A 24301-nucleotide genomic window follows, 5' to 3' on the forward strand; every position below is an offset into this window, starting at 1 on the left:
ACAATATAATTAAAAGTTAAAACAATGAACACAAACAAGCAAGAGAAATATGATGAAATAACCGATTTTCACAAGGGCTTTGCTTGTGTAAGGCAAGGCGACAAATGGGGCTACATCAATGAGAAGAGAATCCTTATTACCCCTATAAAATACGATTTTGTCTATGACTTTTTTCAAGGAGTGGCAATGGTGAGAATAGGTGCGCAATACGGATTGATAGATACCTCTGGCAAGGAGATTACTCCCGTAAAATACGACCTTATAGATGACAACGACTTCTATAACCATCACCCTGCAGCTGCTCTGTTGAATGGCAAATGGGGCTTTATCAATGAGAAAGGAGAAGAGGTGATTCCGTTTATCTATGAAGATACTACCTACTTTCATAAAGATTATGTAGCTGTAAAGAAAGACGGAAAATGGGGTTTTATCAACCAAAAAGGCGAACAAATTATTCCTTTTCTGTACGATGATGCTTCTTATTTCACCGAGGAACTTGCCTTGGTAAAGAAAGGTGATAAATATGGTTATATCAATAACAAAAACGAAACCGTCTTCCCTTTTATTTATGACGATGGCGCTCTCTTTGAGAATGGTAAAGCGTGGGTACAGATTGGGGATAAACAATTTGAGATTAATAAATTAGGTATAGAAATAAAATAAGAAACAGAATGAAAATCAATAAACCTTTGGCTAAAAAACCTCCTTTTTTTGATATCGATATCCGCACTGTAGCAGATATTGATAAAGACCCGCGTTTTTATATGGCGGACACACAAGAAACGCCCTGCTATTGGACAGACGGCAAGCGGATATACTACCGCTATTCAGCTATAGAGAAAGCAAATCTTGATACTTTTGTTTATTTTAATGGCTTTTTTGCTAAAGACGATAAGCATTGTTATATCGTGGGGCGCCCTCTCAAAGGGGCGAATCCTAAAACTTTTGAAATGCTCAACGAGTGTTATGTTACCGATTACCAAAGTGTTTGGACATCGGGTGGGCGCTTTGAACCTGAGGATATTAGTACTTTTGAGGTATGTGATGAGGGGATACACAGAACGGATAGAGATAGAGAGACTTCGTGGGAGTTTAGCGATGGCATCAGGCGTGTGGTGCGTGTAGAGATTCCGTATGGCTATGCTAAAGATAACAAGCAGGTGTATTACGAGGATTATCACGGCAAGATAAAGATACTCGCTAAAGCCAATCCAGCGACTTTCATCTCAATGAACGACGGTGATTTTGCGAAAGATGATAGGTGTGTTTACTATGGGAAAACACCTTTACCTAAAGCTAATCCTGCTACGTGGCAAAAGATTTCACATTTTTATTCCAAAGATGATAAGCGTATTTATTACCAAAACAAACTCATCAAAGAAGCAGATTACGATACTTTTGAGGTAGTAGTGCTCACTTCTCCAGAAGGATATAAACTGCCCTATGGCAAGGATAAAAACCAATATTATAACTGCGGGAACCCTCTTAGCGAAGAGGAAGCCTTACACGAAGTGAACAAGCCGATCTGGGATGATTAGAAAAGTTTTTGTACTTCTGAAATTATTCTCTACTTTTGTGCCGCTAAAAGAAGTATCGCAAACTTTGCCAATATGCTAAACAGAATTTACCAATATATCACCACTCATAAACTCGCAACCTTCTCATTCTTCACCGCTTGGGCGCTCATTGCTATTTATGGTTTGAGTCAGTTGCGGTTTGAAGAGGATATCACCAAAGTACTCCCTCAAAACGATAAGACGAACCTCACTTCCAAGGTACTCAAGCAACTCAATTTCGCCGATAAAATCTCGGTAATGGTAACAGCCGAAAAAGGCGGAACGCTCACCGATATGCAGGCAGTTGCCGAAACTTTGCGCGATACGCTCAATGCTTCTATGACGAAGTATATCACCAGTATTCAGGGGGTTATAAACGAAGAAGAAATCGATGAGACTTGGCAGTTTGTAAACGATCACCTACCTCTTTTTCTAAATGATGAAGATTACACCTATTTAGAACGCCGTTTAGCCCCCGATAGTCTCAAATCAATGGTGGAGAGTCAGTACAAAACGATGCTCACACCTGCGGGTATGGTGGCACAACAGTTTATTCGCAAAGACCCCTTTGGTCTCACTTTTCGCGGTTTGCGCAAACTTCAAGAACTGAATACAGGTAACGATTTTAAGATTGCCAATGGTTTCCTCACTACTAACGACGAGCAACATATCCTCTTCTTCATCAACCCTAAGTACGATGGCAACGACAGCGAGCACAATTCCGCTTTTGTCGCAGGATTAGATGAGTTGCAAGACCATCTCAATGTTCAGTATAAAGGAAAAGCGCGCGTAGATTTCTTTGGAGCTCCTTTTATTTCGGTGAGCAATGCCTCTCAAATCAAAACCGATATCCTCACTACGGTACTCATTTCACTATCAGTACTTTATTTATTACTTGTCTTTTTTTATCGAAGTGTCTATATCCCATTTATTGCGTTTATCCCTTCAGCTTTTGGGGTGCTCTCTGCTTTGGCAACACTCTATGTGCTCAAAGGCAGTATTTCAGCAATTTCTATCAGTTTAGGAGCGGTACTCTTGGGAGTTACAATCGATTATTCACTGCATATTCTTACCCATTATAAGGTAGCTAAAAACACCGCCGAGTTGTACCGTGCTGTAACCGTGCCTATCTTGCTCAGCAGTATCACTACCGCTATTTCATTCCTCTGCTTGCTCTTTGTGCATTCTGAGGTGATGCAAGATTTAGGGATATTTGCTTTCGTGGGCATAATGGTATCAGCCATATTGTCGTTGGTGCTCGTGCCTCATTTCTACCGTGGCAATCGCACTATCGAGGTGCGCAAAACCTTTTTAGACCGCATAGGGGCTTATCCATTTCATCACAACAAGTGGGTAGTTGGGGCTTGCTTACTGCTCATAGTAGTGAGTTGTTTTACTTTCCAAAATGTCCGTTTCAATAGCGATATTGCCAATATCAACTATATCAACGAACGTTATAAAGCAGCTGAACATCAATTAGAAAACATCACCGATAGTGAATACAAATCACTTTACGCTGCTGCTTATGGCAACTCGTTAGAGGAAGCCTTAGAACGCAATTACACACTATATCAGCAGTTGCAAAGTTATAAAGCGCACGATAGTATCAAGCAATTCAGTTCTATTGGGGGGATTGTGTTGCCTAAAAAGGAACAAGAAGCGCGTTTGCAACGATGGAAAGATTTTTGGAATGCCGAAAGACAGCAATTTCTAAAACAACAACTGATAGGAAAAGGAAATGAGGTCGGTTTTAAAGAAGAAACTTATGCGCCTTTCTATCAAAGTATAGCAGGTGATTTTGAAGTGATAAACAATCTTGATGCTTATAAAGCCCTTTCAGCCATTCCGTTAGAAGATTTTATTACCGAAAAAGAAGGTTTTTATACCATTGCCAATCTCGTAAAGCTCACTCCCGCCGAGCGTGACTCTTTTATTCATTCAGTAGAAAAACATACACCTACTGTTGTTATCGACCGTAAGAATTTGAGCGAAACGTTCTTAGGCAAACTCAAAGACGATATATTGCTGTTAGTAAACTATTCGTCTATCGCTATTTTCCTCATACTGCTCTTGTTCTTTAGGCGTGTAGAATTGGTGTTACTTACCCTTATTCCTATTGGGGTTACAGGGGTAGTTACTTCCGCTCTGATGAACTTTTTTGGCATAGAGTTCAATGTGTTTAGTATGATTGTCTGCACTTTGGTATTAGGACATTCGGTAGATTTTAGTATTTTTATGACCTGCGCATTGCAAAAAGACTATACCGATGGTAAAAACGAACTTCCTGTGTACAAAGTGTCGGTGCTTTTAGCGTCTATTACTACCTTTTTAGCTATCGGTACGCTTATTTTCGCCAAACACCCCGCCTTAAAATCAATTGCATCGGTATCGGTGATAGGTATTTTCACTGCTTTGGCAATAACTTTTGTATTTTACCCTACTATATTTAAGTTTTGTATCTTCCGTCGTCCAGATAGAGGGCGTTCTCCAGTGAGTTTGCGTCTTTTGCTGCAATCCATACTGCTAACTACCTATTATGCACTATCGTCTATTATTCTCTCCAATATAGGTTGGCTACTTGCCAAAATAACTCCTAAACGCACTATGTGGCTCAGACGTTTAGCAGCTTCGCTCACCACTTCGGTGCTTTATGCCAATCCTTTTGTGCGCAAAAAAGTAGAGAATCCACACCATATACAGCTTACAACTCCTTCGGTAGTGATTTCTAATCATACCTCGTGGCTCGATACTTTGGCAATAGGGCTCTTCACACATCGCATCAGCTATATGGTAAACGATTGGGTGTATAACTCGGTAGTATTTGGACGTTATGTGCAAGCAATGGGCTTCTTTCCAGCTTCTGAAGGTATAGAAAAAGGAATGCCCTTATTCGAAAAGAATTTGAAAAATGGTATTTCAGTAATGATTTTCCCAGAGGGAAAACGCTCCGATACCAACCAAATACACCGTTTTCACAAAGGTGCTTTTCTAATAGCCGAACATTTCCAAACGCCTCTTGTGCCCGTGTATATTCACGGTTGTTCGGAAGTGCAACCCAAAGGTGATGTGATTATCTACGATGGTGCCATTACGGTAGTAGTAGGCGAACCCATAGCTCCTAACGATGAGTGTTTTGGCAATACTCCGCGCGAGCGAGCCAAACAGATAGGCGCTTTCTACCGCCAGCAATTCCTCGCCTTGCGCAAGCGATTGGAAGGAGTGGATTACCTAAAAAAGAAACTGTTTTTAAACTATTTATACAAAGAAAATTATGTGGTGCGAGCTGTTAAAGAAGATTACCAGCAGCATCGCGAACACTATCACGAGCTCGTACATTCACTACCCGAAAAAGCGCGTATTTTGCATATTGCCGATGATTATGGTCAGTTAGATTTCTTGTTATTGCTCACTTATCCTGAGCGTGAAATCGTATCTGTCATTGCCGATGAAGAGAAGCGTGCCATCGCACAGCATAGTTATCTCACTAAAATCCGCAAAATACAATATGTGAAAGAGCGTCCAGAAGGAAAAGATTTTGATGTAGTAATTAAAGGTAGAGAAACAGCTTAGTTTGGGTGTTTTACATTATTTTTTTACCTCTTACCTCATATCTCTTACCTGAGCCAGCACATTTTCAATTGTTGGTTTTTCAGCTATCACCACATCTTTCCAATAGCGTTGGGCAGCTTTGGCAGTAGTATCGCCTATGCAAAACGCTTTTTCTTCACCTGCAGGATTACACGAGTGATAACTCTCCACCCCTGACGGACTGAAAAATAGTATGCCGTCTACTTTTTTGTGAATAGGAATAGGTGTTAGTTCTGTTTGATAAGCTGTGATTTCTTCTACATTAGGCAAGTACTTCGCAAAGAACTGTGGAAGCGTTTCCAATCGCTGTGTACCTGCAAAAAAAGCAATGCGATGCATCTTTTTAAATTCTTTTAAATTATCTGAAAGATATTTCGTTAAATCGGTAGCGTAATCAAAAGAGCAACGCACTGTAAAACCGCTTTTCTCAAGTAGTTGTGCAGTGCGTTCGCCTACACATAACACCAGATTATTTTTTAAGGCAGTAGCCAAAGGGTGCTGCAATACACTCTTCACCGCATTTTGGCTTGTGAAGATTAACAGATTATAAGGAAGAGTGAGTTTTATAGGCAGCAAATTCACACTTATAAAATTGTGTTCAATGAGCTGCATATTGATTCCTGAAAGCACAGATTGCTGTGTTTCGGTTAATATTTTTGTAGAGACAATGGTTTCCATTTTGTTCTAAGGTTTTAAAATAAAAAAACTCGGCGCACAAGCGCCGAGTTTGGTAATGTTAAAGAGGGGTACCTTCGCTGGTTTTGAATCGATACTCTAAGTAACTATAGGCATCGCGAGGTAGGATTTTTATCCATCGTTTGTATTTCAAAAACCATTTAAAACGGATAGAGCTAAAGAGCCCTTTGGTTAAATAAGCCGCTATAAAAGGGTGAGCGTTCAGCACAATGCGTCCTTTATAGGCGTCCTCCTTAATAATGCTTTCAAGTTCTATGTTGATTTTATCAACCAGAACGATAGGCGCTTCTATTTCGCCTTCTTTGCTTGGGTTCTCTTCTTTTGTTTTGATGTTGAGTTCTTGGCGCACGCGTTGGCGAGTGATTTGTATCAAGCCAAACTTGCTCGGGGGCAATATTTTGTGTTTGGCGCGGTCTTCAGCCATTTCGTTGCGCAAGTGGTCAAATAGGATACGGCGGTTTTCACTATTGCCCATATCGATGAAATCTACAACGATAATACCTCCCATATCGCGCAATCGCAATTGTCGTGCGATTTCGGTAGCGGCGATGAGATTTACGGATAGTGCAGTGGTTTCTTGGTCGTTGTTCTTGTTAGAATGGTTACCACTGTTCACATCTATCACGTGTAGAGCTTCGGTGTGTTCTATCACTAGATAAGCTCCTTTAGGCATCGATACAGTACGACCAAAAGCCGTTTTTATTTGTCGTTCGATATGGAACTTCTCAAATATCGGCACTGATGAATGGTAGAGTTTTACGATGTTTTCTTTTTCAGGAGCAATCTCTCGTACATATTTCTTTATTTGTTCGTAGAGATGCTCGTTATCCACGTGTATACCCGTAAACGTATCGTTGAACATATCGCGAAGTATAGCACCTGTTTTGCTCACTTCACTCATTACCTTAGAGGGGTAAACCGCTTTTTGTATTTTTCTACACATCAAAACCCAACGATTGAAGAGACCTTGCAGATCTTTGTCTAGTTCCGCTACTTTTTTACCTTCAGCTACAGTGCGTACAATTACGCCAAAACCTTTAGGTTTAATGCCTTGCAAGAGTTTTCTCAACCGTTCTTTCTCGGCTTTACCTTCTATTTTTTGCGAGATAGAAATGCGGTCGGAGAAAGGCACCAGCACGAGGTAGCGCCCCGCGATAGAAAGTTCAGAGCTGATGCGTGGTCCTTTGGTAGAGATAGGTTCTTTCACTATCTGCACTAATATAGGCTGGTTAGGTTTGAGGGTATCGGCTATTGAACCATTTTTGTTGATATCTGGTTCTAAGGGGAAATCTTTTAGTGAAAAGTCTTTTAGTTTTCCCGAGAGTACCCATTTGAGAAACTTCTGTAAGGAAGCCAATTGAGGTCCCAAGTCGTGATAATGCAAAAAAGCGTCCTTTTCGTGCCCTACATTCACAAAAGCTGCATTCAGCCCTTGTATAGGTTTGCGCACTTTGGCTAGCATTATATCACCTACTCCCAATCCATTGGCATCTTCTTCTTTGTGAAGTTCTATGAGCCTACCATCTCTGAGCAAAGCAAAATCTACGTAAGAGGAACCAGAACGAATAATTAATTCTTTGTCCACTTTGTTGGATTTTTTTAGTTAAAAATTAATAAATCAAGGTACGTTTTGTCTGTTAAAAAGAAAAAGTAGTATTACACTACTTTTTCTTTTTGTGACGATTAGCTCTCGCTCTTTTTTTGCGTTTGTGGTTAGCCACTTTATGTCTTTTTCTTTTTTTTCCGCTTGGCATAACTTTATTATTTTATGTGTTAATTATTCAGTTACTTAAACTAATACGGGGGTATTACTTTTTAACTTTCACTTTTGCTTTCACCCCTTCTACAAATACTTTTGCTGGCTTAAAGGCAGGAATGTTGTGTGCAGGGATTTTGATAGTAGTATTTTTTGAGATGTTGCGACCTGTTTTTTCAGCTCTTGTTTTGATAATGAAGCTACCAAAACCTCTCAAATATACGTTTTGTCCACTTTCTAATGAGTTAATCACCTCATCCATAAAGTTCTCAACGGTAAGTTGTACGTCGTTTCTGTCAAGACCCAATTTGTCGGAAATCTTTGATACAATTTCTGCTTTTGTCATCTTTAATATGTTTTTGTATGAATATTCTTTTTTTCTTTTCAGGCGGCAAAGATACAAATTAAATCTTTAATAAACACTATGTTACATTAAAAAAATTAGTATTTATTTTTCTATTCTCTTTTAAAAACAAACTAATGTACTGACTATCAATTATTTATATTTTTCTAACGCCTCTTAACTCTTAACTCTTACCTCTTATCTCTTCCCTGAAACCTGATACCTGACACCTGTTCCACCTGTTCCCAAAATGCTGGATACGATTTGCTTACCACCTCTTTGTTCTCTATCACTATAGGAGTTTTGAGCATCAACGGAGCAAAAGCCATTGCCATACGATGGTCGTTATAAGTGGCAATAGGCACTCCCTCACGCAGGTGGTTGCAAGAGGCTAAATGCAAACTCTCATCAGTGATATTCACTTCTGCACCGAGTTTTATCATTTCGGTTTGTAATGCTTGCAGTCGGTCAGTTTCTTTAATTTTGAGTGTGTGCAATCCGCTGAGGTTTGCCTCTAATCCCAATCCTAAAGCTGTAACAGCTATAGTTTGTGCGATGTCGGGGGTATCGTTTAGCTGAAGTTCTAAACGGATAGGGTGGGGGAGGGCGGTTTTCTCTATCTTCATTGTACTACCTTTAAAAGTAGTGCTTACGCCAAAATGTTTATAGAGCTCCGGTAATGCGCTATCACCCTGCAAACTATCTTCTTTGAAGTGTGTGAGCGTGAGCTGTGTGCCTATAGGTGAGAGCGCTACAAACGAGAACCAATACGAAGCCGACGACCAGTCCGATTCTACTTCCCATATATTGTTTTTTAAAGGTTTATTTATGTGTGAAGCTACTTTCAGCACATTGCCTTCCCATTGTACAACTTCTTTACCCAGACAGTATTGCAAGAAACTCACCGTCATTTTCAGATAAGGCATAGAGGTGAGTTCACCTTCTAAAATCAGCGTAAGCCCATTTGGTAATGAAGATGCGATGAGCAATAAGGCAGAAAGAAACTGACTGCTCACATCGCCGCGAATACGCACTTCTTTTTTGCTAAGTGCTACACCTTTAATATATAAGGGCGGAAATCCATCGCGTTCTCCATAGCGAATATCAGCCCCTAAACGCTGTAATGCTTCCACTAATAAGTGGATGGGGCGCTCTTTCATCCTTGCCGAGCCAGTGAGTAACACCTCGCGCCCTACTTGGGTAGCAAAGTAAGCGGTGAGAAAGCGCATTGCTGTACCTGCGTGGTGAATATCAATAGTTGCCTCTTTGGATTGTAACGCACGCTGTAAGAGAAGGGTGTCATCGGCGGTAGAGAGGTTTTTTATCTGTAATTCAGGGAAGAATGCTTGTAGCAAAAGCGCTCTATTGCTCTCCGATTTTGAGCCCGAGAGCTGTAATGTTTTTCCTGAAACAAGTTGCGATAAAGGCAGAGTGATGTTCATTGCATAACTGTTTAACAACCGCAAAGATACGCGATAATTGGCAAATTAGCAAATTAACAAATATGTAGGGGCATTTTGCAAGCGCCCACTGCAAACACCGCGTACAAAAAGTTTATTTCCTGCTAATTGATGAGATATTTGTATCTTTTAGTAGCTCTATTCATTACACTCACCCTTATGATAATAACTCTCTATTTAAAAATAAAATAGACAAAAATTTGCACATTCAATAAAATATATTACTTTTGCGCGAAATTTATAAAATTCTATTAGTTTATGTATTGGACGTTAGAACTCGCATCTTATTTAAGTGATGCTCCTTGGCCTGCTACCAAAGACGATCTTATTGATTATGCTATCCGTACAGGCGCTCCTATGGAAGTGGTGGAAAATCTTCAAGAAATAGAAGATGAAGGTGATATGTATGAATCTATCGACGAAATCTGGCCTGATTATCCGTCGGAAGAAGACTACCTATGGAATGAAGATGAATACTAAAAAATAAAAGTCTCTCCAAAGAGACTTTTTTTAATTTGCAAATTTGTTAATCAATCAATTATGTGGTGACAATTTGTCAGTTGTTGTCAGTTTGGTATGTTTATTGACAAAAATGTGGTATGAATTTTAGAATAATTATATTATAAAAAAATCCTCACTATATGAGTATTATAAACTCCCTTATTAAAATTTTTGTTGGCGATAAAGCCAAAAACGACCTAAAAGCTATCCAACCTATCGTTGAGAAAATAAAAACTTACGCCTCTCAGTTAGAAAATATCTCTAATGACGAGTTGCGTGCAAAAACTATTGAGTTCAAACAAAGAATAAAAGACGCTCGCGCCCAGTTCGATACTAAAATAGCTGAGCTCGAAGCTCAAGCAAATGCTACCGACGATATCGATGCTAAAGAAGACCTCTATGCTGAAGTAGACAAACTCAACGGCGAAGCCTATCAAGCCTCAGAAAAGGCATTGAACGAGATTCTTCCTGAAGCCTTCGCTACGATGAAGGAAACTACCCGCCGCTTTGCTAATAATGAAACGATTACCGTAACAGCTACCGAGCACGACCGCGAACTATCGGCTATCCACGATTATGTAACTATCGAGGGTGATAAAGCCGTATGGAAAAACCACTGGGACGCTGCTGGTAAAGATGTTACTTGGGATATGGTATACTACGATGTACAGCTCATTGGAGGTATCGCTCTTCACCAAGGTAAAATTGCCGAAATGCAAACAGGGGAAGGTAAAACCCTTGTGGCTACTTTGCCAGTCTACCTCAATGCCCTAACGGGGAATGGAGTGCATCTGGTAACCGTGAACGACTATTTGGCACGCCGAGATAGTGCGTGGATGGGACCTTTATTTGAGTTCCACGGTTTGCGTGTGGATTGTATCGACAACCACCAACCAAACTCCGAAGCCCGCCGCCGTGCTTACAACGCCGATATTACCTACGGAACTAACAACGAATTTGGTTTCGATTACCTCCGCGACAATATGGCGCACACCCCCGAAGATTTGGTGCAACGCGCTCATAATTATGCTATTGTCGATGAGGTCGATTCAGTATTGATAGACGATGCTCGTACGCCGCTCATCATCTCAGGTCCTACCCCTAAAGGCGAATTGCACGAGTTCAACGAACTGAAACCTTTGGTAGAAGATTTGGTAAACAAACAGCGTACTTACCTTACCAAAGTATTAGCCGATGCCCGCAAACTCATCGCCGAAGGTGATACCAAAGAAGGTGGATTCCAACTCTTGCGCGTGTATCGTGGGTTACCTAAAAACAAAGCACTCATCAAGTTCCTCAGTGAAGAAGGGGTAAAACAACTCCTCCAAAAAACTGAAAATTACTATATGCAGGATAACAATCGCGAAATGCCAAAGGTAGATGCCGAATTGTACTTCGTGATTGATGAAAAAAACAACCAAATCGAGCTTACCGATAAAGGTTTTGCCAATATTGCCTACGATGGTGATAAAGATTTCTTTGTTTTACCTGATATTGGAGTAGAAATTGCCAATATCGAGAGCCAAGGACTTCCTATTGAAGAAGAAGCTAAACTAAAAGATAAATTATTCCAAGATTTTAGCGTAAAAAGCGAACGCATTCACACCCTTAACCAATTGCTCAAAGCCTATACTCTTTTTGAAAAAGATGTAGAATATGTAGTAATTGATAACAAAGTGCTCATCGTTGATGAACAAACAGGTCGTATTATGGACGGTCGTCGTTATTCCGATGGTTTGCACCAAGCGATTGAAGCCAAAGAGAATGTAAAAATTGAGGCAGCTACCCAAACCTATGCGACTATTACCTTGCAAAACTACTTCCGTATGTACAGCAAGTTATCGGGTATGACGGGTACAGCTATTACCGAAGCGGGTGAGTTCTGGGAAATTTACAAACTCGATGTAATGGAAATCCCTACCAACCGTCCTATCGCTCGTAAAGACCACAACGACCTTATCTACAAAACCAAACGCGAGAAATACAACGCTGTGATCGATGAGGTTGTAAAACTTTCTGAAGCGGGTCGTCCAGTATTGATTGGTACTACTTCTGTGGAAGTTTCCGAACTCCTTAGCCGTATGCTTACAATGCGCAAGGTAAAACACAATGTATTGAACGCTAAATTACATAAAAAAGAAGCTGAAATCGTAGCTGAAGCTGGACATAGTGGTGTGGTAACCATCGCAACCAATATGGCGGGACGTGGTACCGACATCAAGCTAACCCCTGAAGTAAAAGCTGCAGGAGGTTTGGCAATTATAGGTACCGAACGCCACGATTCACGCCGTGTCGATCGTCAGTTGCGCGGTCGTTCTGGTCGTCAAGGTGACCCCGGTAGCTCACTCTTCTTCGTTTCTCTCGAAGATAACCTAATGCGCCTCTTCGGTTCTGAACGTATCGCCCGACTAATGGACAGCTTAGGTCATAAAGAAGGTGATGTAATTCAGCACTCTATGATGACCAAACGCATCGAGGCGGCTCAGAAAAAGGTAGAAGAAAACAACTTCGGTATGCGTAAACGTCTGTTAGAGTACGACGACGTGATGAACGCACAACGCAAGCAAATTTATAAACGCCGTCGCCACGCTCTTGAAGGTGAACGCCTAAAAGTGGATTTGGCAAATATGATATTCGATACTTGCGAGAATATAGTAGAGAACAACAAAGGTGGTAATAACTACAAGAATTTCACTTTCGAGCTCATCAAATATTTCTCACTGAAAACAAAGATTTCAGAAGCCGAATTTGCTAAACAGTCAGTAAACGACCTTACTTTCACCTTGTATCACGAAGTGCTCAAACACTATCAGGAAAAAGCTGAACGCAGTGCCGCTCAAGCCTTCCCAGTGATTAAAGACGTATACGAAAATCCTAATAATACTTATGAGCGTATTGTTGTGCCTTTCACCGATGGCGAAAAGATGCTCAACATCGTAACCGACCTTAAAGAGGCGTACGAAACCCAAGGTAAAAAACTCGTAAGTGATTTTGAAAAGAACATCACTTTGGGCATCATCGATGAGGAGTGGAAAACGCATCTCCGCCGTATGGACGAGCTTAAACAATCTGTACAATTAGCGGTACACGAACAAAAAGACCCGCTACTCATCTATAAGTTTGAAGCTTATCAGTTGTTCAAATCAATGCTCGATAAGGTAAACAAAGAGATTATCTCTTTCTTATTCAAAGCCGAATTGCCTACTCAAAATCCACCAGTGCAGGAAGCCCACGCGCCACAACGCACCCGTGAGAACTACCAAACCAATAAGGAAGAAACTCTTAATAGCGATGAGATGGCACAGCGCGCCCGTGAAGTAGGACAACAAGCCTCACAGCGCCGTTCGGTAGTAGAAACCATCGTACGCCAACAACCTAAAATTGGTCGTAACGACAAGGTAGTAATCCAAAACATCCGCACCGGTGAACGCAAAGAACTCAAGTTCAAACAAGCAGAACCACTAGTAGAAAGCGGAGAGTGGATATTAGTACCTAATAAATAATTAAAATAAACATCAACATTACACTTTGCCAAAGTTCTTAAAAGCCTCTTGTGCTAAGACCTTTGGCAAAGTTTTTTTCTTAATTGCCAATTATCAATTGTCAATTGAAAATATTGTTGTACCTTTGCGCCTTGAAATACATTAGCAAATTGGCAAATTTGCTAATTTACAAATTGTATTAATGAATTTATTTGAACAATTAGGTCTTGATGAACCTATCCTCAAAGCCATCAGCGATATGGGCTTTGAAATCCCTTCTGAAATTCAGCAAAAAGCCATCCCTACTCTTTTGGCGAATGGTGCTGATATGGTAGCTTTAGCCCAAACGGGTACTGGTAAAACAGCCGCTTTCGGCTTTCCTCTCCTCCAACTTATCGATACTGATAGCCGTGTAACTCAAGGTCTTATCCTTTCACCTACACGCGAACTCTGCTTGCAAATCGCTTCCGAGCTCCGCAATTATGCTAAGTACCTCCCTAAGGTGAACGTAGTGGCGGTATATGGCGGCGCAAGTATTGAGGAACAAGCGCGTAGCCTCAAAAAAGGCGCACAAATTATCGTGGCTACTCCTGGACGTATGCAAGATATGATACGCCGTAACTTCGTAGATATCAGTCATATCAACTATTGTGTACTGGACGAAGCCGACGAAATGCTCAATATGGGCTTCTATGAAGATATTACCGCTATTCTGTCGCATACTCCTCAAGAAAAAAGCACTTGGCTCTTTTCGGCTACTATGCCTAACGAGGTGGCTAAGATAGCCCGTAAGTTTATGCGCAAGCCTATTGAAATAACAGTAGGAACTCGCAATCAGGCTACTAACACCGTGCAACACGAGTACTATATAGTGAGCGGTCGCCATAGATACCAAGCCCTAAAACGCCTCGCTGATGCTAACCCCGATATCTTCTCGGTAGTGTTTTGCCGCACCAAACGCGATACACAGGCAGTAGCCGAAAAACTTATCGAAGACGGTTATAATGCCGCTGCTCTTCACGGCGATTTAAGTCAGAATCAGCGCGATTTGGTGATGAAATCTTTCCGCGCACGCCAAATACAAATGCTCGTTGCTACCGATGTAGCTGCCCGCGGTATCGATGTAGACGATATCACCCACGTAATTCACTACCAATTGCCCGACGAAATAGAAACCTACAATCACCGCAGTGGGCGTACAGGTCGTGCTGGTAAATCGGGAATTTCGATGGTAATTTTGCCAAAAAGCGAGGTAAAGAAAATCAAAACTATCGAAAAGATGATAGGGCAACCTTTTGAGCAGAAACAATTGCCATCGGGTATGGAAATCTGTGAAATACAGCTCTATCACTTGGCTAACAACCTCAAAAATACAGAAGTAAACCCTGCTATCGACGATTATTTACCAGCTATCTATAAAGAACTGAAAGAAGTAAATCGTGAAGAGCTCATCAAAAAAATATTCTCAGTAGAGTTTACGCGTTTCTTCAATTATTATAAAAATGCTGAAAACTTATCGGTAGAGAACGAGCGCGAAAGCCGCAGTGGGGGTAATAGCGATGAAGTGCGCTATTTCATCAACATAGGTGAACGCGATGGTTACGACTGGAAATCGCTCAAAGATTTCCTCAAAGCAACCCTTAATTTAGGTCGTGATGATGTTTTCAAAGTAGATGTAAAGAACAGTTTCTCTTTCTTCAATACCGATGCCGACCTTTCCGATTTGGTGATGGATACTTTCAACGACTTCCAATTAGACGGTCGCTTTATCAATGTAGAACTCTCAACCAAAGGTGCTGGCAGAGACCGTGGCGGACGCAAACGCGGAAATGATGACGGTAGAAAACATGGTAACGACGAGGGGAGAAGTCGCAAAAAAGGACAAAGAGAAAGTCGTAAACAAAAGACCACCGAAGCCCTTCAACAGGCGTTTAAAAAGAAGAAAAAACGTAAATAATGTTAGAATACCTTATAGAAACGGATAAGCAACTGCTCTGTTTTCTCAATAGTGGGGGAACACCCGAAGCTGACAGCCTTTGGTTAGTAATCACCAATGAACTCTCGTCTATCCCCCTCTACGCTTTTTTGTTATACTTGTGTTTCAAGTATTTCCATTGGAAACGAGTGTTGCTCATCTTGGTATTTACTACTATAATCATCACCACTACCGACCAGCTGGCGAACGTTTTCAAATACGGATTCCAGCGCCTGCGCCCTTGTCACGATGAGAGTCTTATAGGGCAAATGCGAATGGTGATTTGTGGCGGTAAGTATGGGTTCTTTTCAGCTCATGCCGCCAATACAATGGCAATAGCCGTATTTTTTAGTTACTTGCTTAGAAAAAATGCCCCATATATCCTCACTCTACTGCTATGCTGGTCAATTATTGTGAGTTATAGCCGTATTTATTTAGGCGTGCATTTCCCAGGTGATGTGCTTGTAGGTTGGATTTTCGGTATACTCTTAGCTACCCTTTATTATTTTCTATTTCTATATACCGAAAAAAGATTAAAAATCCCAACTAAACAATAAACCTCCTAAACCTGTTACCTAAATTAACGTCAGTTCGATATAACAGAATATTGATTTACAGATTTGTAACATGATATATTCACAAAATAATTCACCGTCAGGTGAAAATTCGTGAGATAATAAAAAATAAAGACTTTTATGCTCTCCCAATTTCGTGAAAATTCGTGTAATTCGTGGGAGATTAAAAGTATTTTACTGATTGTTAAATAATTACTTACGCCGAACTCACATTAAATTATGAAGGAAGATTTCTTACACTACCTATGGAAATACAAAAAAGTACCTCTCAACACTGTACTTACTACAGGAGAGCGCTTGCAAATTCTCTCATTTGGCGACTACAATACCCTTTCTGGTCCCGATTTCCAAAGTGCCCAACTGCTTATAGATGAACAGCAATGGGCAGGTAATGTAGAAATGCATCTCAAATCATCACATTGGTATGTGCACGGTCACGAGAGCGATCCTGCCTATCGCAATGTGATTCTGCACGTAGTTTGGGAACACGATATAGAAGTATTCGATGCTAACAACCAGCCAATTCCTACTTTAGAACTCCGAGGTCTTATCTCCCCCGAACTCTTAGAGCGATACAATACGACTGTAGCCTCACACTACCAGTTTATTCCTTGTGAAAAGGAATATACCACTATACCTGCCATTACTTTGCTTTCGTGGAATGAGCGTTTGTTAGTAGAACGTTTAGAAGAAAAAGCCACTGCGGTAAATGAGTTGTGGAAAGCTGCCAATTTTGATTGGGAGAAAGTACTTTTTTGTATGCTTCTCAAGTCTTTTGGTGGCATTGTAAATGGCGAAGCATTCCTGCAAATGGGCAAACATCTCGATTTTAGTATTATTCGCAAAGAGCGTTCACATCCCTTACATTTAGAAGCACTACTACTAGGGCAAGCAGGCTTACTCCCTGAAGCAACTGAACTCTCCTACCCACGTGAACTCTTGCAAAATTATCACTACCTACAACAGAAATACAAGCTCTCTGCTCCCGTAGTAAAAATACATTTCACAGGTTTGCGTCCGCAAGGTTTTCCTACTATCCGACTCTCGCAACTCGCACAGCTATACGAACTAAATGAAGGTCTGTTTTCACAAATCCTCGAAGTGAATGATTTCAAAAGTATCCAAAAACTCTTTGCCGTAGGAGTCTCCGACTTTTGGGAAACCCACTATACCTTTACCAAAATTTCTAAAAAAGTAAAAAAGCCTATTAGTGCGAGTCTTATTACACTTATTTGGATAAATGTATTCATTCCACTCAAATATGCCTATTACCAAAGTTTAGGCAAGGACGTGAGTGAATCTCTCATTGAAGAACTCAAAACAATGACAGCCGAGAGCAACAGCATAATCACCCAATACCAACAATTAGGAGTCTCTGTTACCACTGCTTTTGACACCCAAGTACTTCTACAACAATACAAACATTATTGCCAATCCAAACGCTGTTTAGATTGTGCTATAGGGATTTCGATTTTAGGGAGGAAATAAGAAAAACTTTGATAAAGTGAAATGTAATTGATTATCAATTATATTTGTATCGTACCTATAAGGGGCATTTTGCAACTATTTGTAAAAATAGTTTTTTAGAATAGATTTATGACCCAATGATAAACGCCCATTACTATAGACCATAAAAATACAGTCAAATAATAAATTGCCACTCCTATAATAGCTATCCATATAGTAGTTGAAAACGCTTTCTGATTAACTTCTCGTATTATATTTTTGTCATTATTAACAAAACCTACAATTAAATTGAAATTCTTTTGATAGGATTTATGAAAAACATCAAGTATAATACCTAAATATGGAATAATTCCTACTAAAATATCTATCAAGATATTACGCAGAATAGTCACTGTTAAGGCATACGATTTAATTTTAAAAGTGGAAACGTAGAAAAAAGAAAAATTGAATATCTGTGGTAAGATATCTCCTACAACAGGTATTAGTCCTAATAAAGGATCTAAATAATAGTCATCCATTAGTGTTTTTACAGACTTTATTGTTTGGTAGCTATTACTTTGCTCAATACTCCTTTTCCATTCTTCTCTTTTTTTTCTTCTTTTCTCCTCTCGTTGAATAGCTCTTGTTACATCAGCAAATTCCTGAGAAATGCTTTCTTGTGTTTGTTGTATTCTCCTTGAGCTTCGATTGTGGGTGTTCATATTTATATGGTAATATGTTTATTTTCTTTTAAAAATATTGTTAATTCTGTTTCGCGAGGCAAAGATAGGGAGTGAAACTGCCAAATAGCGTCAGAGAGAAGAAAATATTTGTAGCGTTTCGTTATAAGCACTCTCAAAAGCAAGCAGGTTGATGCCCATAGGGAGGTGTTGGGCTTGGAAGAAGGTGAGGAGTTTTTCAGTAGGAAGATAGCCCCCATAACCTTTGATAGCACTGTAAAAACGCGTAGTGCCAGCTTGGTAGGCAGTAGCCAAACTGCTAATAGTAATACCTTGTTTTTCAATGGCAGGCAGTTCGTCGTCTAGAAGCAAGATTTTAGTTTGGGTATTTGAAAAATCTAAATGACTAACTAAAGAGTGTAGTTCGGCTTTAAGCGCAAGACCATAAAAACCAACAGCCAATAAAGATTGCAAATAATCCTCATTGGCTATCGTTACACATTCTATGAGTTGTAAGTTGTTATTTGTCATAAAAGTTCTTGCATTGAATGGATAAGTAGGTCAGCTTGACTTAAATCTTGTCCGCCTGAAAGGGGATTTTGGAAGCCTACACACTGCATATTAGCACTTTTGGCAGCTTTCACGCCATTGGTACTGTCCTCTATCACAGTAAATTGTGTTGCTGGTAATCCATACCATTGGGCTACCTTTAGGAATATTTCAGGATTGGGTTTACTATATTGCACATCATCGCCACTCATTATCACTTCAAAATAGTGTGCTATATTTGTTTGCTGAGTAAAAATATCGATGAGTTTGCGTCCAGATGAAGAAGCTAATGATAAGTGTTTTCCTTCATTTTTGAATTTCTCTAATACATCCTTTACGTGTGGTACTAAAGGTACTTTTACTTCGGGTAATCGTTTGAAAAAGTAATCACGATGAAATTTTATGAGTTCTTCTACACTTTCTGAACGTTGAGCATCGCGTTTTACCTTTTCCCACATTGGGAAAGCCGACATCCCTGTGAGGGTTTGTATATACGCCTTATCAAACGGAATGCCTTCCAGCTGAAAAGTCTCATAAATAATCTCTTGGTGCATTGGTTCACTATCTAGTAGTACCCCGTCCATATCAAAGATAATGTAATTCATTAGGAATTAGAAATTAGAAATTAGGAATTAGATTTGAGTTGTCGTCTAAAGTCTTTCAAGAAGACATTTCCAATACCTATGACCATTCCTAAGAATGTCCAGATAGCGATAATCATCATTCGTTTAGGTTTAGAACGTTCGTTAGGTACAGTCACAGGTTCGATAACAGCAAAGATAGGCTGGTCTTCTTTCATCTTGATGCGTTTGGCTTCCAGCTGTTTAGCGAGTTCTGTATATACGTTGAAAGCTAAATTGTACTCTGCTTGTAGTTGTTGCAAACGAGTTTGAGGAAGGTTGCTAAAGAGGTCGCGGTTGCGGTCTTGGAAACCTGCCACAGCGTATTGTTTGTTTTTAAAATCTTTTTCGGCTTCTACAAAGCGTTTTTGTACAAAGTCGAATTCTTCTTTAGCTTTTTGCAATTTGAAATCGGTAACGGTTTCTTGTAGTACTTTTTGGGCACTTTCGAGCATTTGAGCAGCGGGAAGTGCTTCCCCCATCACAAATGAGAGTGTAAAGTAGCCGTCTTTTTCACTCATATTCAGTTTAATACGGCTGTCTAAGCTGTTGAGTATTCCCCTCTCTTGATCGGAGAGTCGGGTAATATCAGTACTATCTTGGGTTACAGGAGCTGCAGTGGGAGTACCTTTAGAAAAACTAAAAATACCCATCACACGTCCCATTAAGCTGGGTTTAGTATAGTTCTTGCAATATTCTTCGTAAGTTACCGGTTTGGGGATGTCAGAGAATGTGAGTTTTGTTTGTGCTAATTTCTGTTTAAAAGGTACGCTTTCAATGATTTTAGAGTAAGTAGTGAGCGGGAGTGTTTCGGAGCCTCCTCCTAAACTGATACCTGCCATTGCTGCCAATCCACCTAATCCACTTGTTGATTTGTTATCAGTAGTTTGTGGCACCATAATAGTGGTAGCGGTGTATTCTTTAGCCGAGAATAAGGCAATGAGTACCCCTATGACAAAGAAAAGCAAAGTAAATAACAAAATCGATTTGCGAGCACCCCATACTTTGCGGATAAGCTGCATCAAATCTATTTCGTCCTCTGCCGTTTCTTCTTCTACAGAGTCGACCACAGGGATCAATTTATTTTCTCCTAAATGATTGATAACATCTTCTGAAACTCTTATGTCTTGGTCTTCGTTAAATGCCATAGTTCTAATTTTTTAGTACATTGTAAATAAGCACTCCCATAGTGCTAATAGCTGAGATAATACCTATACTTTCTCCAGTGCTAAGACGTTGGCGTTCAGGTTTAGAGGGTACAATAATGATAGCTCCAGGTTCTAATTTAGGATAGTTTCTAAAGAAAAGAGAATTGCGAGTAGCACGAACATCGCCATTGGCGTAAAGCACGTAGATAGCCCGCTTTTTAGCTTGATTGCCAAAACCTCCCGCTCTATCAATGTATTCTCTCAGTGAAAATCCTTTTTGATAACGCACTAATGAAGGGGCTAACACCTCACCACGCACTTCAACGGTTTGTTTTTCAGAAGGAATGAGCAATACATCACCTTCACTGAGGATTAGGTCGTGCTTGCTGTGTTTCTTTTTCAAAATTTTATTGATATCTATCCCTATACGATATTCCGAAGTTTTTTTGCTGGCTTTTTTCAGTGATTTAGCAGTTTCATTACTATTGCTTTCTAACTCAACTAATTCTTTTAGAAAATCTTCTTGCTGAATTTCGCCCTCATCAGTTTTTTTGCGTACCAAAGTTGCCCCTTCTTTATAGGCAAAAGGCGTAAAACCTCCCACACGCTCCAATAGGTCGGAAATGCGATCGTTCTTGCTTTGGATACTATAAACTCCAGGGTAAACAACCTCTCCCATTACCGAGACAGTTTGTAGAGGGGTGAAACCTTTGATATAGCGCACCGAAACAATGTCGTTAGGTTGCAGGGTGAGTGTATTGGTACCTTCTTCAGGTAAAAGTTCATTGTTAGACGATACTTTGAAAGCTGTGCTGAGTCTCTGGAAGCTACCGTCGTTTATTTCTCTAAATACTTCAATTGTTGAAGGGTCAGCACCGTTAGAGAGACCACCTGCCAAGGCAATCACGTCTTCCACTTTCATATTCTCCATAAAAGGCAATTCTTTAGGCGAATTTACAGCACCTTCTACTTTTACGAAGCGTTTGTATTGGAGAGAATCTTTGTAGAAAATATGGATACTATCGTTATCCTTCAAAGGGATGTCGTTTTTCTTCTCAATAAGGTCTTTAACCGAAAAGCTAAGCGTTTGGTAATCTACACGGTTTTCGGTGCGGAAAATGAGTCCGCGATTGAGAGAAGCATCTTTTTTCACGCCATTAGCTCTTTCAAGCAAGTCGTGAGCAGTCATTCCTTCTTTAAACTCATAAGTACCAGGTTGATAGACAGCTCCTCCTATGCTCAATCGGTTGCGGTATTCATTGGTGATAGAATGCACTTTCAGGCGGTCGCCGTTTTGCATTTTCATCTTGCCAATTTCGCTAAAGGCAATTTCTTGCACTTCGCGTTTAGCATCTTTAATACGTTCTAACACAAGGGTATTAGTAAAAGCATCGGAAGTAAAACCTCCAAAGAAAGTAACAAGGTTAGCAAGAGTTTCGTCGTCGAGCATTTCGTACAATCCTTTGCGTTTTACTTTGCCTTCTACCCACACGCGGTTTTTGTAGGGTGATACGATGATTACATCTTGGTCTTGCAAGCCGATATTACCTTTTTCTGAACCGTTAATCAGGAAGTTATACACATCAAAAGTAGCGACTTTCTTGCCCCCTCGAAATACGTTGATATCGCGAAATGACCCACTTTCTGAGGGACCTCCGCAGGCGTATAAAGCGTTAAGCACTGTGGAAAGTGAGCTAAGTGAATAAGTACCAGGCACTACTACCTCGCCTATGATATTCACTTTTACGGTGCGCACTTGGGTGATAGTTACGCCGGTATAAATTTTAGCATAACTGCCATCAGGGGCTGAAATACCTGAATAGATACGTTTTAGATAAGAATTAATCTTTGCTTTTACCTCACTAAACGAAAGTCCTGATACGTGTATGCGTCCCACACCATTGAGGAAAATATTACCCTCAGCATCTACTTTTTGTTTGAAAGAACCCTCTGTAGCTCCCCAAACTTCCACAAGTAGCTCGTCACCAGGACCTACTTGATAGTTTTCGGGGGTAGGCATATTTAGGTTAGGAGTGAAGGAAATTTTGGGATTTTTGAAGAAACTCATCCCAAAAATAGAGTCTTTTTCCTTTTTGCGGTTGAGAGAATCTTTTTTCTCTCTACCGGTATAACCAAAGATGTCATCACCCTCCGCAGGACGGCGCATTTTGCCATTGGTATCCTTATTTTTATTTTTAGCATTGGATTTTTCAGTTCCAGAATAGCTGTCGAGCTGCATAATACGCTGGCGCAATTTCATCACTTGTGTTTCTTGCATACCGCGCGAACGTGCTAAAGCGAGAAATTGGTCTAAGGTATATCCTTGTGCTTGAGCGCGATCCCAATAGGTTTTGATCTGCCCATCTGTGAGATTATCTATGTTTACAGTGGTGATATCAACATTGTTATATTGCTGATTATTAACTATTTGCGCTATCGCAGGAGCCGTTATGATAAATAAAAATAAAAGAAGTAATTTAAGTCTCGACATTCTAAAATCTGTTTTGGGGGCAAAATTAAGAATAATTTGTTAATTAGCCAATGAGTGTGTTAGTATTTTTTTCTGTTTGAGCTATTATATTCCCAGCAATTCATTCTATTTAAAAAAAAAATCATATCTTTGCCAAAAATAAAACTTTTTCAATGAACGAGGATTCGCTCCTCATTCATTGATAAATAGTTAATTATTAATTATTTAATTGAGAATATATGTCTGCAATCTTAAATTCATTATTAGACAACGATTTCTACAAATTCACTATGCAATGTGGTGTAGTGCAATTATTCCCTAAAAACAAAGCGCGTTATACCTTTATCAACCGCGGCAAACACGAGTTCCCCGAAGGTTTTGCCGATGCTATTCGTGAAGAGGTGAACAATATGTCCAAATTAAAACTCACTAAAGCCGAAAAACAGTTTTTGAAAGACAATTGTCCCTATTTGAGTCCGCTGTATTTAGACTTTTTAGAAGGATATCGCTATGACCCTTCGGAAGTGCATATCGAGCAACACGGCACCGACTTGCAGGTAACTGTTGAGGGCTATTGGTATCGCACCATCCTTTGGGAAGTACCTCTGCTTTCGGTAATTAGCGAGCTTTTCTACAAACTTACCAAAGCAACTGCTTGGACAGATGAGCAGGTAATCGCTAATACTCGTGAAAAAGAATTGTTCTATAAAGAATTAGGCGTTGTATTTGCCGAGTTTGGTACCCGTCGTCGCCATTCGTATCACGTGCACGACATTGTGATGCATACCTTAATGGAAGGCTACAACCAAACCTTTATAGGCTCTAGCAATGTGCATTTTGCCATGAAATACAAGGTGAAACCTATAGGTACTCACGCTCACGAATGGTTTATGTTCCACGCAGCCGAGTACAGCTACAAAATGGCTAATGCGCTATCATTGGAACACTGGGTAGATGTGTACCGCGGCGACCTTGGAGTAGCTCTCTCCGATACCTATACTACCGATGTGTTTTTCAAGCAGTTCGACAAGAAATTTAGCAAGTTGTTCGACGGTGTGCGTCACGACAGTGGTGACCCTATCGTCTTTGCTGAAAAAACGATTGCTCACTACAAAAAAATGGGGATAGACCCACTCTCTAAATACATTATTTTCTCCGACGGGTTGAATCCTAAAAAGGTACAAGCGATTACTGAGGCTTGTAAAGGTACCATAGGAATTTCATTTGGTATAGGTACCGACCTTACGAATGATGTAGGGTTGCGCCCGATGAACATAGTGATGAAGCTCACCGAAGTACTCACCAGCGACAATGAGTGGGTGCCTACTGTAAAACTTTCCGATGAGCCTAACAAACACACCGGCGACCCAAGAATGATTGAACTCGCAAAAGGAATATTAGCAATTAAATAGGTTTTTGGGGTCAGGAGTCAGATTTTAGGCTGACCCCCTGATGC

General features: G+C 40.2%; 18 protein-coding genes. 9 read left to right on the forward strand and 9 right to left on the reverse strand.

The features are described from left to right. The first annotated feature begins 24 nt into the window (after positions 1-24). The 3 genes from DR017_RS04170 (at position 25) to DR017_RS04180 (ending at position 5126) form a co-directional block, all read left to right on the forward strand. Entirely contained in the window at positions 25-663 is a 639-nt protein-coding gene (locus DR017_RS04170) for a WG repeat-containing protein (protein ID WP_002679818.1), read from the forward strand. Positions 664-671: 8 nt separating this feature from the next. Then, positions 672-1538 carry a DKNYY domain-containing protein gene (locus DR017_RS04175; RefSeq protein ID WP_002679843.1) on the forward strand — a complete coding sequence of 289 codons (867 nt, stop codon included), beginning with the start codon at positions 672-674 and terminating at the stop codon, positions 1536-1538. Positions 1539-1610: 72 nt separating this feature from the next. Beyond that, complete coding sequence (locus DR017_RS04180; RefSeq protein WP_002679822.1) at positions 1611-5126, forward strand: MMPL family transporter; 3516 nt, start codon at positions 1611-1613, stop codon at positions 5124-5126. A 30-nt stretch (positions 5127-5156) separates the two neighbouring features. On the opposite strand, the gene DR017_RS04185 is transcribed toward DR017_RS04180, so the two are convergent. From DR017_RS04185 to DR017_RS04200, 4 genes are all read right to left on the reverse strand, one after another. Further along, positions 5157-5822, reverse strand: a complete 666-nt coding sequence (locus tag DR017_RS04185) for a uroporphyrinogen-III synthase (protein WP_002679841.1) — start codon at positions 5820-5822, stop codon at positions 5157-5159. Between the two features lie 58 nt (positions 5823-5880). Continuing rightward, positions 5881-7425: an Rne/Rng family ribonuclease gene (locus DR017_RS04190; RefSeq protein ID WP_002679970.1), complete on the reverse strand. Its 1545-nt coding sequence runs from the start codon at positions 7423-7425 to the stop codon at positions 5881-5883. A 223-nt stretch (positions 7426-7648) separates the two neighbouring features. Beyond that, positions 7649-7942 carry an HU family DNA-binding protein gene (locus tag DR017_RS04195; protein WP_040361328.1) on the reverse strand — a complete coding sequence of 98 codons (294 nt, stop codon included), beginning with the start codon at positions 7940-7942 and terminating at the stop codon, positions 7649-7651. A gap of 188 nt (positions 7943-8130) precedes the next feature. After that, positions 8131-9381: a 3-phosphoshikimate 1-carboxyvinyltransferase gene (locus DR017_RS04200; protein WP_002679899.1), complete on the reverse strand. Its 1251-nt coding sequence runs from the start codon at positions 9379-9381 to the stop codon at positions 8131-8133. A 276-nt stretch (positions 9382-9657) separates the two neighbouring features. Between DR017_RS04200 and DR017_RS04205 the strand changes: the two genes are divergently transcribed. The 5 genes from DR017_RS04205 to DR017_RS04225 all read left to right on the forward strand — a co-directional run bounded on the left by DR017_RS04205 (position 9658) and on the right by DR017_RS04225 (position 17420). Continuing rightward, complete coding sequence (locus tag DR017_RS04205) at positions 9658-9879, forward strand: DUF2795 domain-containing protein (protein ID WP_111944740.1); 222 nt, start codon at positions 9658-9660, stop codon at positions 9877-9879. A gap of 161 nt (positions 9880-10040) precedes the next feature. Beyond that, positions 10041-13403, forward strand: a complete 3363-nt coding sequence (gene secA / locus DR017_RS04210) for a preprotein translocase subunit SecA (RefSeq protein ID WP_002679980.1) — start codon at positions 10041-10043, stop codon at positions 13401-13403. 181 nt (positions 13404-13584) lie between these two features. Next, positions 13585-15339 carry a DEAD/DEAH box helicase gene (locus DR017_RS04215; RefSeq protein ID WP_002679990.1) on the forward strand — a complete coding sequence of 585 codons (1755 nt, stop codon included), beginning with the start codon at positions 13585-13587 and terminating at the stop codon, positions 15337-15339. Next, the gene (locus DR017_RS04220; protein WP_002679978.1) at positions 15339-15914 is read left to right on the forward strand and encodes a phosphatase PAP2 family protein; all 576 of its coding nucleotides are present in this window, start codon (positions 15339-15341) and stop codon (positions 15912-15914) included. The genes DR017_RS04215 and DR017_RS04220 overlap by 1 nt, the downstream gene beginning before the upstream one ends. Before the next feature lie 237 nt (positions 15915-16151). Further along, entirely contained in the window at positions 16152-17420 is a 1269-nt protein-coding gene (locus DR017_RS04225; RefSeq protein WP_002679846.1) for a DUF2851 family protein, read from the forward strand. Between the two features lie 95 nt (positions 17421-17515). Here DR017_RS04225 and DR017_RS04230 read toward each other — a convergent pair whose 3' ends face one another. The 5 genes from DR017_RS04230 to DR017_RS04250 form a co-directional block, all read right to left on the reverse strand. Further along, positions 17516-18100: a DUF4112 domain-containing protein gene (locus DR017_RS04230; protein WP_002680021.1), complete on the reverse strand. Its 585-nt coding sequence runs from the start codon at positions 18098-18100 to the stop codon at positions 17516-17518. A gap of 90 nt (positions 18101-18190) precedes the next feature. After that, on the reverse strand, positions 18191-18589 hold the full coding sequence (locus DR017_RS04235; RefSeq protein WP_002679961.1) for a hypothetical protein: 399 nt from the start codon (positions 18587-18589) through the stop codon (positions 18191-18193). Beyond that, positions 18586-19212 carry an HAD family hydrolase gene (locus DR017_RS04240; protein WP_002680019.1) on the reverse strand — a complete coding sequence of 209 codons (627 nt, stop codon included), beginning with the start codon at positions 19210-19212 and terminating at the stop codon, positions 18586-18588. The genes DR017_RS04235 and DR017_RS04240 overlap by 4 nt, the downstream gene beginning before the upstream one ends. Before the next feature lie 20 nt (positions 19213-19232). Then, a complete protein-coding gene (locus DR017_RS04245; RefSeq protein WP_002679863.1) occupies positions 19233-20375 on the reverse strand; it encodes a Wzz/FepE/Etk N-terminal domain-containing protein in 1143 nt (380 codons plus the stop codon). 4 nt (positions 20376-20379) lie between these two features. Beyond that, positions 20380-22866, reverse strand: a complete 2487-nt coding sequence (locus DR017_RS04250; protein WP_002679834.1) for an SLBB domain-containing protein — start codon at positions 22864-22866, stop codon at positions 20380-20382. Positions 22867-23084: 218 nt separating this feature from the next. Between DR017_RS04250 and pncB the strand changes: the two genes are divergently transcribed. Continuing rightward, a complete protein-coding gene (gene pncB, locus DR017_RS04255) occupies positions 23085-24257 on the forward strand; it encodes a nicotinate phosphoribosyltransferase (RefSeq protein WP_002679946.1) in 1173 nt (390 codons plus the stop codon). Positions 24258-24301 lie beyond the last annotated feature (44 nt).

Origin of the sequence: Capnocytophaga sputigena (assembly GCF_900446695.1) — a bacterium.
Classification (GTDB): Bacteria; Bacteroidota; Bacteroidia; order Flavobacteriales; family Flavobacteriaceae; genus Capnocytophaga; species Capnocytophaga sputigena.